This is a genomic window from Burkholderia sp. F1 (assembly GCF_050813845.1).
Taxonomy (GTDB): Bacteria; Pseudomonadota; Gammaproteobacteria; order Burkholderiales; family Burkholderiaceae; genus Burkholderia; species Burkholderia ubonensis.
On the sequence record NZ_CP172421.1, the window covers coordinates 3,160,629 to 3,176,024 of the forward strand.

Consider the following 15,396-nt stretch of genomic DNA (forward strand, 5'->3'; position numbering starts at 1 on the left):
GCCGTCCTGTCATGTCCTGGTTCCTGTATCTGATCGAATGCGCCGACGGCAGCGTCTACACCGGCATCACGACCGACGTCGCGGCGCGCTTCGACGAGCACGCGGCCGGCAAGGGCGCGCGCTATACACGCTCGCGCAAGCCGCGCGCGGTGCTCGCGTCGTTCCCGCTCGCCGACCGGTCGAGCGCGTTGCGCGCCGAATATCGGGTCAAGCAGCTGACGGCCGCGCAAAAGCGCGAGCTGGCGGCGGGCATCAGGACGCTCGAATCGGTGTTGCCGGTGGTAGCAGCGGCCGCGGACGACGCTGATGACGATGGCGGAGAAAAGGCCGCGCCGGCCCGCGCGTCGCGCAAGCGCGCGCCGAAGGGCGACGTGACGGCAACGGACGCCGCCGCGGTCGATACGGCCGCCCCGAACGGCGACGCGCCGAAGCGTGGACGCGCGTCGGCCAAGACATCGCCGGCTCGCACGGCCCCTGCCTCAAAGACGACGCCCAAGGCACGCACGCGCCCGGCCTTGAAGGCCCAACCCGCGCCCGCCGCCGCGCCGAAGAAAACCGCCCGCGCAAAACAAAACCGCGCGGCCTCGTAACGAGGCTCGCGCGGTTTCTTCGCATCGAACGGACCGGCCGTCGCGGCCGGCACGCCGCTTACTTCTTGAAGTTCGCGGCGCCGTCGGTGATTTCCTTGTGCGCGGCGTCGATGCCGGCCCAGCCCTCGACCTTCACCCACTTGCCCTTCTCGAGCGCCTTGTACTGCTCGAAGAAGTGCTTGATCTGGTCCTTCAGGTACTCGGGCACGTCGTCGATCGATTTCAGGTTCGCCGTCATCGGGCAGACCTTGTCGTGCGGGACCGCGATCAGCTTCGCGTCGACGCCCGACTCGTCGGTCATCTGCAGCATGCCGAGCGCGCGCGAACGCACGATCGAGCCGGCCAGCAGCGGGAACGGCGTGATCACCAGCACGTCGACCGGATCGCCGTCGCCCGACAGCGTCTGCGGAATGTAGCCGTAGTTCACCGGGTAGCGCATGCCCGTGCCGATGAAGCGGTCGACGACGAGGAGGCCGAGCTCCTTGTCCGCTTCGTACTTCACCGGGTCGCTTTGCGCGGGAATCTCGATGATGACGTTGAAATCTTGCGGCAGGTCCTTGCCGGCCGGAACATGGTTGAAGCTCATGTGCGTTCTCTGTTGGTCGAAGGGAATTTCGGGACAGGGCACGCCGCGGTCGAGGCACGCGCCGCCGGCATGTCCGGAAAGAATGCGCCATTATAGCCAATCGACCGATGGCGTCCGGATGACGAACGGCGCGATAATCGCGCTGACGTCCGGCCATCGAACAATTGCGGCGTGGCATTCGAGCACGAAGCATGGGATCGGAGTAACCGCTACAGCGCTAACTCCGATCGACAGGAGCAAGCATGGAAGAGGCAAGGCACTTCATCGCGGGCGAATGGACATCGCCCGCGCAACCGGACTCGATTCCCGTCCTCGATCCGTCCGACGGCCAGCCGTTCGCGTCGATCGCGCGCGGCACCGCCGCCGACGTCGACCGCGCGGTCGCGGCGGCCCGCGCCGCGTTCGCAGGCGCATGGGGCGCGGCGAGCGCCGCCGAGCGCGGCCGCGTGCTGTTCCGGCTGTCGATGCTCGTCACCGCCCATCACGACGAGCTCGCCGCGCTCGAGGCGCGCGACACCGGCAAGCCACTCAGGCAAGCGCGCGCCGACGCGGCCGCCCTCGCGCGCTACTTCGAGTTCTACGCGGGCGCCGCCGACAAGCTGCACGGCGAGACCCTCCCCTACCAGGCCGGCTACATGGTGCTCACCGTGCGCGAGCCGCACGGCGTCACCGGCCACATCGTGCCGTGGAACTACCCGATGCAGATCTTCGGGCGCAGCGTCGGCGCGGCGCTCGCGGCCGGCAACGCGTGCGTCGTCAAGCCGGCCGAGGACGCGTGCCTGTCGGTGCTGCGCGTCGCCGAGCTGGCCGCCGAAGCCGGGCTGCCGGCCGGCGCGCTGAACGTCGTCACCGGCTACGGCCACGAGGCCGGCGCGGCGCTCGCCCGCCATCCGGGCATCGACCACATCTCGTTTACCGGCTCGCCCGCGACCGGCAAGCTCGTCGCGCAAATGGCCGCGGAAAACCACGTGCCCGTCACGCTCGAACTCGGCGGCAAGTCGCCGCAAATCGTGTTCGCGGACGCCGACCTCGACGCGGCGCTGCCGGTGCTCGTCAACGCGATCGTGCAGAACGGCGGCCAGACCTGCTCGGCGGGCAGCCGCGTGCTGATCGAGCGCGCGGTCTACGAGCCGCTCGTCGAACGGCTCGCGACCGCGTTCAACGGCCTGAGGGTCGGCCCGAGCCGCGCGGATCTCGACTGCGGCCCGCTGATCAACGCGAAGCAGCAGCAGCGCGTGTGGGATTTCCTGTCCGACGCGCAGCACGACGGCATTCCGATGGCCGCGCACGGCCAGGTGGTGCCGGACGCGCCCGAAAGCGGCTTCTACCAGGCGCCCGCGCTGCTGCGCGACGTGCCGCCAGCGCACCGGCTCGCGCAGGAGGAAGTGTTCGGCCCGGTGCTCGCCGCGATGCGCTTTGTCGACGAGGACGAAGCGGTCGCGCTCGCGAACGGCACGCCGTACGGCCTCGTCGCGGGCGTCTGGACGCGCGACGGCGCGCGCCAGCTGCGCGTCGCGCGGCGTATCCGCGCGGGCCAGGTGTTCGTCAACAACTACGGCGCGGGCGGCGGCGTCGAGTTGCCGTTCGGCGGCGTCGGCCATTCGGGCCACGGCCGCGAAAAAGGCTTCGAGGCGCTGTATGGCTTTACCGTGCTGAAGACGATCGCGATCCGGCACGGCTGAAGGGTCGGCGCCGGGGCGGCGCACGGCGATGCGGTAAACGGTAATTCGGCAGCCCATCACATACACATCCAGTCAGGAGACACACCATGCGGTTGAGCGGCAAGACGGCGATCGTCACGGGCGGCGGCTCGGGCTTCGGCGAAGGCATCGCGAAAACGTACGCGCGCGAAGGCGCGAACGTCGTCGTCAACGACCTGAACGGCCCGGCGGCCGAGCGCGTCGCGAGCGAGATCGCGCTCGCGGGCGGCAAGGCGATCGCGGTCGCGGGCGACGTGTCGCGCCGCGACGACTGGCAGGCGCTGCTCGCCGCCGCGCTCGACGACTTCCACGCGGTGCAGATCGTCGTCAACAACGCCGGCACCACGCACCGCAACAAGCCGGTGCTCGACGTGACCGAAGCGGAGTTCGACCGCGTCTACGCGGTCAACATGAAGAGCCTCTACTGGTGCGTGCAGACCTTCGTGCCGTATTTCCGCGAGCAAGGCGGCGGCGTGTTCGTGAACGTCGCGTCGACGGCCGGCGTGCGGCCGCGCCCCGGCCTCGTCTGGTACAACAGCACGAAGGGCGCGATGATCACCGCAAGCAAGTCGCTGGCCGCCGAGCTCGGTGCGGACCGCATCCGCGTGAACTGCATCAACCCGGTGCTCGGCGAGACCGCGCTGATGACCGAATTCATGGGCTGCGAGGACACGCCGGAAAACCGCAGGCGCTTTCTCGCGACGATCCCGCTCGGCCGCTTCTCGACGCCGCAGGACATCGCGAACGCGGCGCTCTACCTCGCGTCGGACGAAGCGGAATTCGTCACCGGCGTCTGCCTCGAGGTGGACGGCGGGCGCTGCATCTAGCCGCACCGGGCCCACGGGCCCGCATCATACAAATGACGACAGGAGACAACATGGCGACATCGACGCATTCGCTGCCGGGCTCGTCCGGCGCGTTCGAGGAAGCGACCTACCGCAAGGTGTCGTGGCGGCTCACGCCGCTCCTGCTGCTGTGCTACGTGGTCGCGTACCTCGATCGCGTCAACGTCGGCTTCGCGAAGCTGCAGATGGCGAGCGACCTGAACCTCAGCGACACCGTCTACGGCCTCGGCGCCGGAATCTTCTTCTTCGGCTACTTCCTCTTCGAAGTGCCGAGCAACATCATCCTGCACAAGGTCGGCGCGCGCGTGTGGATCGCGCGCATCATGGCGACGTGGGGCGTGATCTCGATCCTGACGATGTTCGTCACGACGCCGGCGATGTTCTACGTGATGCGCTTCCTGCTCGGCGTCGCCGAAGCAGGCTTCTTCCCCGGCGTGATCCTCTATCTGACCTACTGGTATCCCGCGCACCGGCGCGGCCGGATGACGACGTTCTTCATGACGGCAGTCGCGTTGTCCGGCGTGATCGGCGGGCCGATCTCGGGCTTCATCCTGAAGACGTTCGACGGGCTGAGCGGCTGGCACGGCTGGCAGTGGCTGTTCCTGCTCGAAGGCACGCCGTCGGTGCTGGCCGGCGTGCTGGTGTTCTTCGCGCTCGACGACCGGATCGCGAAGGCGACCTGGCTGACCGACGAGGAAAAGGCGCTGCTCGCCCGCAACGTCGATGCGGAGGAAGCGACCAAGGAGGACCCGTCGCTCGGCACCGTGATGTCGAGCCCGCGCGTGTGGCTGATGGCGCTGATCTACTTCTCGTTCGTGATGGGGCTCTACGGCGTCGGCTTCTGGCTGCCGACGATCATCAAGGCGACCGGCGTCACCGATACGTTCGCGATCGGCCTGCTGTCGGCGGTCCCGTATGCGGCTGCGGTGGTCGCGATGATCCTGATCGCGCGCAGCGCGGACAAGCGCCGCGAGCGCCGCTGGCACCTTGCCATCCCCGCCGCGTTCGGCGCGCTCGGGCTCGTGCTGTCGGTGGTCTGGGCGCACGAGACCGCGCTCGCGATGCTCGGCCTCACGCTCGCGACAATGGGCATCCTGACCACGCTGCCGCTGTTCTGGAGCCTGCCGACCGCGTTCCTCGGCGGCACGGCGGCCGCGGCGGGCATCGCGATGATCAACTCGATCGGCAACCTCGCGGGCTTCCTGAGCCCTTACCTGATGGGCTGGCTCAAGCAGGCGACGGGCGCGAACGACTCGGGCATGTACATGCTCGCCGGCTTCCTCGTGCTCGGCGGCCTGCTCGCGCTGTCGGTGCCGAAGCGGCTGGTCGACAAGTGACGCGCGACCATGAAAAAACCCCGAACTCCTGCCGGTGTTCGGGGTTTTTCGTACGCGCGGCGCGGCCGCGCGTCAGACCACGGTGATCGCGAGCGCGCTTTCGCGGTAGTGCTTCGCTGCCTTGTCGGTTTCGCCGAGGTGCTCGAACAGGCGTGCGAGCGCGCGATGCGTGCGCACCCTGAGCGCCTCGTTGTCGGCAAGCTTGAGCGCCGACTCGAGGAACGACTGCGCCTTGCCCCACAGCTGCTGCTGCTGGCACAGGCGGCCGAGCGCGAACAGCAGGTCCGCGTCGTCCGGGTGATCCTTCTTCCACCCTTCCGCCTTCTGGATCAGCGGCAGCGCGTCCGCGCCGGCGGTGTCCGGGTAGCGGCGCAGCAGGCGCGCATCCCAGTTGTGCGCGAGCGCGTCCTCGACGATGCGGCGCGCTTCCGGCCGGCGTTCGAGCGACACGAGCAGGTCCGCCGCGAGATCGGCGAGACGCGGCGACTGCCGCTCCGCCGTCGACAGCGACTGCCACACCTCGAGCAGCGCGTCCGGATCGTGACGGCGCTCGCGCAGCAGGTTCTCGGCCGCCTGCTGGCGCAGCCGCACCGCCGCGGCAGGATGCAGCGCCTCGCGCTTCTCCAGCGCCTTCGCGAGCTTCAGCACCTCGGCCCAGTTCTTCAGCTGCTGCTGCGCGCGCAGCGCGACCTGCTGCGCGTGGATGCGCTTGCCGCCCGCCTGCATCTCGGACAGCGCGGCGAGCGCGCCGTCGGCGTCGTGCGCGTCGGCGCGCATGTCGGCCGCCGCGAGCAGGCGCGCGTCCTGCCACTCCGGCGCGCCGACCTTCGACAGCCAGTCGTCGCGGCGCGCGTATTCATGCATCCGGTGCGCGGCGGTGGCCGCGACGAGGCTCGCCGCGCCCTGGTTCGCGTCGATCGACAGCGCGTCGCGCGCGGCCTTCTCGGCGCGCGAGAAGCGGCCCGCGTACAGGTTCGCGATCGCGTCGCGCAGCGACGCCTGCGCCTTCTCGTTGCGCGCGCGGGCGCGATACGCGGCGACCCGCTGCGGCATGCGCCAGATGTTGCGCACGATGCGCATCAGCGCGTAGACGACGATGAACAGCACGACGATGCCGACCACGAACAGGTTCAGCGACAGGTCGACCCGGTACGGCGGATAGACGAGCAGCACCTGGCCGGTATCGAAGCGGCCGACGGTGGCGAGCGCCGCGGCGATCGCGAACAGGACCGCGAGCCAAACGATTCCTCGAAGCGTCATCGTTACCCCCGGCTCTTGAACTGCTGAACGGCGTTCAGGCTCGTGTTCAGGTTCGGCACCGCGACCGTCAGCGACGCGCCGTCGACCTGCTTGAGCAGATCCTCGACGGTCTGCGTGTCCTTCGCCGCCCGGTCGAAGTACTTCGCGAGCGACGCTTGCGCCGCGTGCAGGTCCGCCTTCATCGCGGCGTCGTTGCGCGCGAGCAGCGACAGCCGGGCGGTCAAGAGGCGCAGCTTCACGTTCTCGCGCACGAAGTAGCCCTGGTCGGGCGACGCGAGCATCGCGTCGGCGTTGTCGATCCGGCGCACCTGCACGAGACCCTTCAGCTGCTCGCCGATGCCGGCCGAGAAGCCGTGCCACCAGACCTTCCAGCGCGGCTCGCCGGTCGCGGCGGCCGTCTTCGCGACGTCGGCCGCCGTATCTGCCTTCGGCGCCGCATGCGGCACGATCGCCTCGCCGGCGAGCGGCAGCGCGTCGATCTTCGCGATCGCGTCGTCGAGCCTGATCGCGAGGCCCGTGAGATCCGCCGACGGCGCGGCCTTCAGCTTCTCGATGTCCTGCGCGAGCGCCTTGCGCACCGTGACGGCCTGCGCGCTCTGCGAGCTCGCGAGGCGCGCATCGGCGTTCTGCAGCGCGATCAGCGCGAGCTGCGTGTTGCCCGTCAGCTGCAGTTGCTGGCTCGCGCTCGACAGCATCTGGTCGACTTCCTCGAACATCCACGCGTCGCGGTTGCGCGCGAGATCCTGGTATTGCTGCTGCAGCGCCTGCTGCGCGTTCTGCGCATCGGCGAGCTTGCCGTCGAGCTGCGCGAGCTGCGTATCGACCTGGTGCGCGCTCGCGAGCGCCTGCTCGGTCTTCGTGCGCGTCTCGGCGGCCTGCGCGTCGAGCGTCTTCTGGCGCGCCGCCAGCGTGGCGTCGAGCCGGTCGACCTTGCGGTTCAGCGCATAGCCGCCGACGCCCGCCGCGCAGCCAAGCACGACGACGACGAGCCACAGGAACGCGCTGCCGCCCCGGCGCGCGGTCGGCTCGGGCGACAGGTAAGGCGGACTGGACGGCGTTGCGGATGCAGCGGCCGGCTGGGAAGCGACGCTTTTGGAATCGTTGGTATCTGTCATGCGTTTAGTCACCGGTGCGGCTGTCGCCGGTTGGACGGCCTCGTCGGCCATCGATCGAAACGCGCGGACGATGCGCTCATCGCCCGCGCCGGTCAGCGTAATCCTATCAAAACCCAATGCGCGCGCGGTCTGCTCGATCCGCGGGTGCGGCGTCACGAGCGGCGCGTGCTTCAGCGCGTCGATCTCCGCCTCGGTGAGATGCGCCTGCGCGAGCTCGTGCAGGTTGCGCACGCCTTCCGAGCTCGTGACGAGCCACGCGTGCGGCTCGCCGCCGAGCAGCGCATGCACGCGCTCCCACGCGCCGATGCGCGGCTCCGGCACGACGCGCCGATACGCGGCGACGAGGTGAACGTCCGCGCCCGCGTCGCGCAGCCGGTCGGCGAGCCATTCGCGGCCGCCGTCGCCGCGCACGATCAGCACGCGCCGGCCGGCGAGCGCGGCCGCGCCGCCGAACGCGGCTTCGATGCACGCGAACAGGCTTTCGGAATCGTAATGCGGCGCGCCGCCGTCGGCGGGCGCCTGCGGTGCGATCACCCGGTATGCGGGCGCCGCGATGCCGTGACGTTCGAGCGCGGCGACGCTGCCCGGCCCGACGACGCCGACCGGCAGCGCGTTCGGCCAGATCGCGCCGTACTGCGCGAGCGCGCGGTCGATCGCGTTCGGCGACACGAAGATCACGAGCGCATAGTCGGCCAGCGCCGCGAACGCGGCGTCGAGCGGCGCCGGATCGTCGAGCGGCGCGATGTCGATCAGCGGGAAATCGAGGACGTCGCAACCGGCCTGGGCCAGTTGCGCCGCGAGCCCGGCGGACTGGCCGTCCGGGCGCGTCAGGACGGCGGTGAACGCGCGTGCGCCGCCCGCCATCAGGCGTCGCCCTTGCCGGCCTGCGAGCCGGCAAGCAACGCGTGGACGATGTCGAGCGCGCCCTGCGCCTCGAGCTCGTCGGCGACCGCGCGGCCGAGCGCGAGCGCGTCGGCGACGGTCATCACCGAAGCGCATTCCTCGGACGTCAACACGCGCTTGCCGTCGGTCGTCGACACGCGGCCCGTCAGGTACAGCTCGCCCGCGCGCCACACCGCATGCGCGGCGAGCGGCACCTCGCAGCTGCCGCCGAGCGCGCGCGACACCATCCGCTCGGCCTCGACCGCCAGCGCGGTCGCGTGGTCGTGCAGCGGCGCGAGCCACGCGGCGACGTCCGCCCGGTGCGATGCGATCTCGATGCCGAGCGCGCCCTGGCCCGCCGCGGGCGGGCTGTCGTCGACGCCGATGAGCGCGCGGATCCGCGCGTCGAGGCCGAGGCGCTTGAGCCCGGCCGCCGCGAGAATGATCGCCGCGTAGTCGCCGCGGTCGAGCTTCGAAAGGCGCGTGTCGAGGTTGCCGCGCAGCGGCTGCACCTGCAGGTGCGGGTAGCGCGCGCGCAGCATCGCCTCGCGGCGCAGGCTGGACGTGCCGACGACGGCGCCGGCCGGCAGTGCGTCGAGCGACGCGTAGTCGTTCGACACGAACGCGTCGCGCGGGTCTTCGCGGTTCAGGATCGCCGCGAGCGAGAAGCCGTCGGGCAGCGCCATCGGCACGTCCTTCAGCGAATGCACGGCGAGGTCGGCGCGGCCGTCCGCGAGCGCGTTCTCGAGTTCCTTGACGAACAGCCCCTTGCCGCCGACCTTCGACAGCGTCCGGTCGAGGATTTGATCGCCGCGGGTCGTCATCCCGAGGATTTTCACGTCGCAAGCTGGATATAATTTGCGCAGCGCATCACGCACATGTTCGGCTTGCCACATCGCCAGGCGGCTCTCGCGCGAAGCAATCGTCAATGTCGCGGGCGGCTGTGCCGAAAGAGTCTCGGAATTCATTGCAGGAACATCGAAGAACGGGATTGAAGATCGAACAATGGTAGCACGCACGCCCACGCCCGCCCGGGCGCGGAGCCGGCCCGCCGCCGCCTGGCACGGGCCGCGGCGCGGATGCGCGGAAGTGCCGCAGTAGTCGCAGTCGCTGGATCGCAGTTCCCTTTCACTCGAGCTTTCCCAAGGAAACCCATCGTGAAGTCTTCCGGATCGGCGCGCGCGGCGCGCCGCAATGCTGCCTTGCCCTCCTCCGACGCCCAGACGGGCTCCATCGCCGCCGCAGCGAACGGTCGTGCGAAATCGGCAACCCAGCCGGCAACGAAACCGAAAGACCCGATACGACAGACGAAACGCGCGGCCAAGCCCGCCGCGAACGGCGCGGCCGCCGTCGCCGCGAAGCCGGGCGCCCGCACCCGCGAGGACAAGGACCGCCCGCTGTTCGAGGACATCCGCTTCCTCGGCCGCCTGCTCGGCGACGTCGTGCGCGAGCAGGAAGGCGACGCGGTGTTCGACGTCGTCGAGACGATCCGCCAGACCGCGGTGAAATTCCGCCGCGAGGACGACCGCGACGCCGCGCAGACGCTCGAGAAGAAACTGCGCAAGCTGACGCCCGAGCAGACGGTGAGCGTCGTGCGCGCGTTCAGCTATTTCTCGCACCTCGCGAACATCGCCGAGGACCGCCACCACAACCGCCGCCGCCGCATCCACGCGCTCGCGGGCTCCGCGCCGCAGCCGGGCACCGTCGCGTACGCGCTCGACCAGCTGAAACAGGCGGGCGGCGCGTCGAAGGGCGTGCTGCAGCGCTTCTTCGACGACGCGCTGATCGTGCCCGTGCTCACCGCGCACCCGACCGAGGTGCAGCGCAAGAGCATCCTCGACGCGCAGCACGACATCGCGAGGCTGCTCGCCGAGCGCGACCAGGAGCTGACCGCGCGCGAGCGCCAGTACAACGAGTCGATGCTGCGCGCGCGCGTGACCGCGCTGTGGCAGACGCGGATGCTGCGCGACGCGCGCCTGACCGTCGGCGACGAGATCGAGAACGCGCTGTCGTACTACCGCGCGACGTTCCTCGACGAGCTGCCCGCGCTGTACGGCGACATCGAGGCCGCGCTCGCCGAGCACGGCCTGCCCGCCCGCGTGCCGGCGTTCTTCCAGATGGGCAGCTGGATCGGCGGCGACCGCGACGGCAACCCGAACGTGACCGCCACGACGCTCGACGAGGCGATCCACCGCCAGTCCGCGGTGATCCTCGAGCACTACCTGGAACAGGTGCACAAGCTCGGCGCCGAGCTGTCGGTGTCGAACCTGCTGGTCGGCGCGAACGACGCGGTGAAGGCGCTCGCCGCCGCATCGCCGGACCAGTCGCCGCACCGCGTCGACGAGCCATACCGCCGCGCTCTGATCGGCATCTACACGCGGCTCGCGGCAAGCGCGCGCGTGCGCCTCGGCGAAGGCACGGTGCCGGTGCGCAGCGCCGGGCGTGGCGCGGCGCCCGTGCGCGCGACGCCGTACGCCGATTCCGAGGAATTCGTCCGCGACCTGAAGGTGCTGATGGAATCGCTCGACGAGCATCACGGCACGTCGCTCGCCGCGCCACGCCTAGCGCCGCTCGCGCGCGCGGCCGAGGTGTTCGGCTTTCACCTCGCGAGCATCGACCTGCGGCAGAGCTCCGACATCCACGAGGCGGTCGTCGCCGAGCTGTTCGCGCGCGCGGGCGTCGTGGCCGACTACGCGGCGCTGTCCGAGGACGACAAGCTGATCGCGCTGCTCGCCGCGCTCGCCGATCCCCGCCCGCTGCGCTCGCCATACTTCGAATACTCGGCGCTCGCGCAAAGCGAGCTCGGCGTGTTCGAGAAGGCGCGCGCGGTGCGCGCGCAGTTCGGCCCGCGCGCGGTTCGCAACTACATCATTTCGCATACCGAGACGGTCAGCGACCTCGTCGAGGTGCTGCTGCTGCAGAAGGAAACCGGCCTGCTCGACGGCGCGTTCGGCGCGAAGCACGGCGGCGCGAAGAACGGCCTGATGGTGATCCCGCTGTTCGAGACGATCCCCGACCTGCGCGACGCGTCGCGGATCATGCGCGAGTACTTCGCGCTGCCGGGCGTCGACGCGCTGGTCGCGCACCAGGGCGGCGAGCAGGAAGTGATGCTCGGCTACTCGGACAGCAACAAGGACGGCGGCTTCCTCACGTCGAACTGGGAGCTGTACCGCGCGGAGCTCGCGCTCGTCGACCTGTTCCACGAGCGCGGCATCACGCTGCGCCTGTTCCACGGCCGCGGCGGCACGGTCGGCCGCGGCGGCGGCCCGACCTACCAGGCGATCCTGTCGCAGCCGCCCGGCACCGTGAACGGCCAGATCCGCCTGACCGAGCAGGGCGAGGTGATCGCCAGCAAGTTCGCTAACCCGGAAATCGGCCGCCGCAACCTGGAGACGGTCGTCGCCGCGACGCTCGAGGCGTCGCTGCTGCCGCAGTCGAACGCGCCCGCGCAGCTGCCCGCGTTCGAGACGGCGATGCAGACGCTGTCCGACACCGCGATGGCCGCGTACCGCGCGCTCGTCTACGAGACGCCCGGCTTCACCGACTACTTCTTCTCGTCGACGCCGATCACCGAGATCGCCGAGCTGAACATCGGCAGCCGTCCCGCGTCGCGCAAGCTGCAGGACCCGAAGCAGCGCCGGATCGAGGACCTGCGCGCGATTCCGTGGGGCTTCTCGTGGGGCCAGTGCCGGCTGCTGCTGACCGGCTGGTACGGCTTCGGCAGCGCGGTCGCCGCGTACCTCGACGGCGCGCAGGACGATGCCGAGCGCGGCAAGCGCCTCGCGCTGCTGAAGAAGATGAACAAGACCTGGCCGTTCTTCTCGAACCTGCTGTCGAACATGGACATGGTGCTCGCGAAGACCGATCTCGCGGTCGCGTCGCGCTACGCGCAGCTCGTCGCCGACAAGAAGCTGCGCAAGCACGTGTTCGAGCGGATCGTCGCCGAGTGGGAGCGCACGTCGCAGGCGCTGGCCGAGATCACCGGCCAGGACACGCGGCTCGCAACGAACCCGCTGCTCGCGCGGTCGATCAAGAACCGCTTCCCGTATCTCGATCCGCTCAACCACCTGCAGGTCGAGCTGATCAAGCGGCACCGCGCGGGCGACACCAACGCGCGGCTGCGGCGCGGGATTCACCTGACCATCAACGGGATCGCGGCCGGCCTGCGCAACACGGGCTGATCCGCGCGAGCGCGAGCGCGTGCGACGCACGCGCCACGCAGCACGCACAGCGGCCGCGACACGCCTTGCCGGGCGTCGCGGCCGTTTCGTTTCAGCGCGCGTCGATCAGCAGCGCATCGTGCTCGAACGAGCCGTCCGGCTGCACCGCGTAATGGCTGCGCACCTCGTCCGGCGCGTGCGCCCACAGCGCGCGGATGCCGGTCACGCTGTCGGCCGGCGTGCGCATCCGCGCGACCCACGAATCGAACTCGATCGGCAGGCGCCAGCGGCTCGCCACCTGCGCGTCGAAGCCCGCGCCGCGGAACATCGCGAGCCATTCGTCGGCCCGGTAGTTGCGTACGTGCGACGCGTCGCGCAGCACTTCCAATGCCTGCAGATAGGTGTCGAGCAGCGGATGGCCGGGGCCGGCGATGTCGATCATCAGTACGCGGCCGCCCGGCTTCAGCACCCGGCGCGCCTCGGCGAGCGCCGCGGGCACGTCGTGCCAGTGATGCGCGCTCATCCGGCTCACGACCCAGTCGAACGTCGCCGCGTCGAACGGCAGCCGCTCGGCCGGCCCGTGGCAGGTGCGGATGTTCGCGAAGCCGCGCTCGCCCGCCGCCGCGTCAACGGTCGCGAGCATCTGCGGCGCCAGGTCGTACGCGACCACTTCGCGCGCGTGCGGCGCGACCGCGAAGCTCGCGTGGCCCGCGCCGCAGCCCAGGTCGAGCACCGCGGCGTCCGGCGTCGCCCGCACCGCGTCGGCAAGCGCCTGCAGGTCGGCGCCGGTCGCATGGACCGCGCTCGTCAGATAGGCGGCGGCAGTCGAGCCGAACGCGTCGGCAACCTGGTCGTGATGTTTCATCGCACTCTCCTTGATGGGAACCGTCCGCGCCGATGCGGGCAGACGCGTGAGCCGCTACAATAGGCCCGCCCATGTACCAGTACAAGTTGAGCAGTTATTCTGGTATTCGATCCACCCGCCTGACGATTTCGCATGAGTCTTCCGCCCGCCGCCCCCACCCCGCCGCTCGACGCGACGCCCGCCCGCGCGCTGGGCGACTTCATCCGCGCGCACCGCGAGCGCCTGTCGCCGCAGGCGGTCGGCCTGCCGCCCGGCCCGCGCCGCCGCACGCCGGGGCTGCGGCGCGAGGAAGTCGCGCAGCTGTGCGGCGTCAGCCCGACCTGGTACACGTGGATCGAACAGGGCCGCCCGGTGTCCGCGTCGGCCGACGCGCTCGCGCGGATCGCGGTCGCGCTGCAGCTGTCGCGGGCCGAGCGCGCGTACCTGTTCGAACTGGCCGCGCAGCGCGACCCGGCCGAGCCGGACGTCGCCGCCGGCGACCTGCCGCCGACGCTCGCCGCGACCGTCGCCGCGATCGCGACGCCCGCATATGTGCTCGACCGCCAATGGAACGCGCTCGCGTGGAACCCGCCCGCCGCCGCGCTGTTCACCGGCTGGCTCGACGGCGGCCACGACCGCAACCTGCTGCGCTTCGTGTTCATGTCGGCGGCCGCGCGCACGCTGATCGTCGACTGGGAGACCCGCGCGCGCCGGCTCGCCGCCGAATTCCGCGCCGACTCGATCCGCCACCTGAACGACGTGCCGACGCGCGCGCTGATCGACGCGCTGACGGCCGGCAGCGACGCATTCGCGCAGTACTGGGCGTCGCAGGACGTGTTCGAGCGCGAAGGCGGCCAGCGCGCATTCGACCACCCGGCCGACGGGCGGCTCGTCTACCAGCAGATCACGCTGAAGCCCGCGCATCGCGAGGACCTGAAGCTCGTCGTGCTGGTGCGCGAGTGACGGCGGATCAGAAGCTGATCGTCGCGGTGATCGTGTCGCTGTAGCTGCCCGGCGCGGGCGTATTCTGCGCGGGCACGCGACCGTAGACCGTGACCGCCTGCGCGAGCCCGCTGCCGGTCCCCGTCGCCATCGACGTGCCACCGGTGCCGTCGCCCCACGGCGTCGAATGGCCGGCGTCCTGGTAGAGCTGATAGCCGACCGCGCCCCCGCCGCCCGAGCGCTGCATCGTGCGTGCGGCGACATTGCCGCTGCCGCCGCCGTTCAGCGCGATCTGGTACGCATCGCCGTTCGTGCACTGCGCGCTGATCGAGCCGGTCGCCACCAGCGGCGACGCCAGCACGCCCGATGCGGGAAATGCAACATTCGTCGCACTGATGAAGCAATTGTTCACGACGGTCGCGTTCGCCGCATACGAGAACGTGCCGGCCGACGCCTGCGACGTGCACGGCACCAGCTGGATGCCGAGCACCGCGAAGTTGTAGCTGTACGACGCCTCGTTCCCGGCGAACGTCTGCGAGTAGACCGTGCTGCTGTTGTTGACGGTCGGCACCGTCGGCTGGTTCGACGCGACGCGGCCGTAGACGGTCAGGTTCGCGTTCGCGGTCGTGCCGACCCCCGGCCTCGTCAGCGTGACCGACATCGGCGTCGTGCCGCTGGCGACCGCGCCCCAGGACTGCGTATAGCCCGCATCCTGGTACAGGTCGTACTGCATCTGGTTCGCCCCGTTGGTCAGTGCGCGCGGGGTCCCGGTGAGGTTCAGGCAGACGAGCGCGGTCGTATTGAGGCTGACCGTATCCCACGTGCACGTCACGCTCACCGTGCTGGTCGTCGGGTACGCGAGCTGGGTAATCGGGCTGACCGACCCGAAGCTCGTCGTCGGCGCGCTCACCGAGCAGCTGTCCGCGCGCGCGGACAGCCACGGCGCGCCCAGCACCGCGGCCAGCAGCCAGCACGCCACCCAGCGCAGGCGCCGGTGCGCCCGCCCGATCCGCTCGTCCGTCATGGTTTTCCCTGTCAAAAGACCTCCGGCATGACCGCCCGCCGAAACCGCCGCCGGCCCGTCTGCCGTGTCGGTGCTTGATCCAAATCAACCCGTCGACCCGCAACACCCCCA

At 70.4% G+C, this 15,396-nt stretch carries 12 protein-coding genes; 6 read left to right on the forward strand and 6 right to left on the reverse strand.

Translation table 11 applies throughout. The features are described 5' to 3' along the window. The first annotated feature begins 11 nt into the window (after window positions 1-11). A complete protein-coding gene (locus ACFIMZ_RS14865) occupies window positions 12-590 on the forward strand; it encodes a GIY-YIG nuclease family protein (protein ID WP_431820172.1) in 579 nt (192 codons plus the stop codon). A gap of 58 nt (window positions 591-648) precedes the next feature. Here the strand turns inward: ACFIMZ_RS14865 and ppa are convergent, their stop codons facing one another. Beyond that, entirely contained in the window at window positions 649-1,176 is a 528-nt protein-coding gene (gene ppa, locus ACFIMZ_RS14870) for an inorganic diphosphatase (RefSeq protein ID WP_040127945.1), read from the reverse strand. A gap of 242 nt (window positions 1,177-1,418) precedes the next feature. Here ppa and ACFIMZ_RS14875 point away from each other — a divergent pair, with 242 nt between their 5' ends. From ACFIMZ_RS14875 to ACFIMZ_RS14885, 3 genes are all read left to right on the forward strand, one after another. Beyond that, the gene (locus ACFIMZ_RS14875) at window positions 1,419-2,858 is read left to right on the forward strand and encodes an aldehyde dehydrogenase family protein (RefSeq protein WP_431820173.1); all 1,440 of its coding nucleotides are present in this window, start codon (window positions 1,419-1,421) and stop codon (window positions 2,856-2,858) included. Window positions 2,859-2,944: 86 nt separating this feature from the next. Then, on the forward strand, window positions 2,945-3,703 hold the full coding sequence (locus tag ACFIMZ_RS14880; RefSeq protein ID WP_431820174.1) for an SDR family oxidoreductase: 759 nt from the start codon (window positions 2,945-2,947) through the stop codon (window positions 3,701-3,703). Window positions 3,704-3,753: 50 nt separating this feature from the next. Continuing rightward, window positions 3,754-5,058 (forward strand): MFS transporter, encoded by a 1,305-nt coding sequence (locus ACFIMZ_RS14885; RefSeq protein WP_431820175.1) that lies wholly within the window; start codon window positions 3,754-3,756, stop codon window positions 5,056-5,058. Between the two features lie 72 nt (window positions 5,059-5,130). Here ACFIMZ_RS14885 and ACFIMZ_RS14890 read toward each other — a convergent pair whose 3' ends face one another. From ACFIMZ_RS14890 to hemC, 3 genes are read right to left on the reverse strand one after another with little or no spacing between them, the layout of a single operon-like run. Next, on the reverse strand, window positions 5,131-6,318 hold the full coding sequence (locus ACFIMZ_RS14890) for a heme biosynthesis protein HemY (protein WP_431820176.1): 1,188 nt from the start codon (window positions 6,316-6,318) through the stop codon (window positions 5,131-5,133). A gap of 2 nt (window positions 6,319-6,320) precedes the next feature. Next, the gene (gene hemDX, locus ACFIMZ_RS14895) at window positions 6,321-8,297 is read right to left on the reverse strand and encodes a fused uroporphyrinogen-III synthase HemD/membrane protein HemX (protein WP_431820177.1); all 1,977 of its coding nucleotides are present in this window, start codon (window positions 8,295-8,297) and stop codon (window positions 6,321-6,323) included. After that, the gene (gene hemC / locus ACFIMZ_RS14900) at window positions 8,297-9,283 is read right to left on the reverse strand and encodes a hydroxymethylbilane synthase (RefSeq protein ID WP_431820178.1); all 987 of its coding nucleotides are present in this window, start codon (window positions 9,281-9,283) and stop codon (window positions 8,297-8,299) included. Before hemC ends, hemDX begins: the two co-directional genes overlap by 1 nt. 189 nt (window positions 9,284-9,472) lie before the next feature. Between hemC and ppc the strand changes: the two genes are divergently transcribed. Further along, complete coding sequence (ppc, locus tag ACFIMZ_RS14905) at window positions 9,473-12,496, forward strand: phosphoenolpyruvate carboxylase (RefSeq protein WP_431820179.1); 3,024 nt, start codon at window positions 9,473-9,475, stop codon at window positions 12,494-12,496. A gap of 91 nt (window positions 12,497-12,587) precedes the next feature. Here the strand turns inward: ppc and ACFIMZ_RS14910 are convergent, their stop codons facing one another. Continuing rightward, a complete protein-coding gene (locus ACFIMZ_RS14910) occupies window positions 12,588-13,340 on the reverse strand; it encodes a class I SAM-dependent methyltransferase (protein ID WP_431820180.1) in 753 nt (250 codons plus the stop codon). A 132-nt stretch (window positions 13,341-13,472) separates the two neighbouring features. On the opposite strand from ACFIMZ_RS14910, the gene ACFIMZ_RS14915 reads away from it, so the two are divergent. Continuing rightward, a complete protein-coding gene (locus ACFIMZ_RS14915) occupies window positions 13,473-14,282 on the forward strand; it encodes a helix-turn-helix transcriptional regulator (protein WP_431820181.1) in 810 nt (269 codons plus the stop codon). A 7-nt stretch (window positions 14,283-14,289) separates the two neighbouring features. Here the strand turns inward: ACFIMZ_RS14915 and ACFIMZ_RS14920 are convergent, their stop codons facing one another. Continuing rightward, on the reverse strand, window positions 14,290-15,285 hold the full coding sequence (locus ACFIMZ_RS14920; protein WP_431822502.1) for a Csu type fimbrial protein: 996 nt from the start codon (window positions 15,283-15,285) through the stop codon (window positions 14,290-14,292). Between the last annotated feature and the right edge of the window lie 111 nt (window positions 15,286-15,396).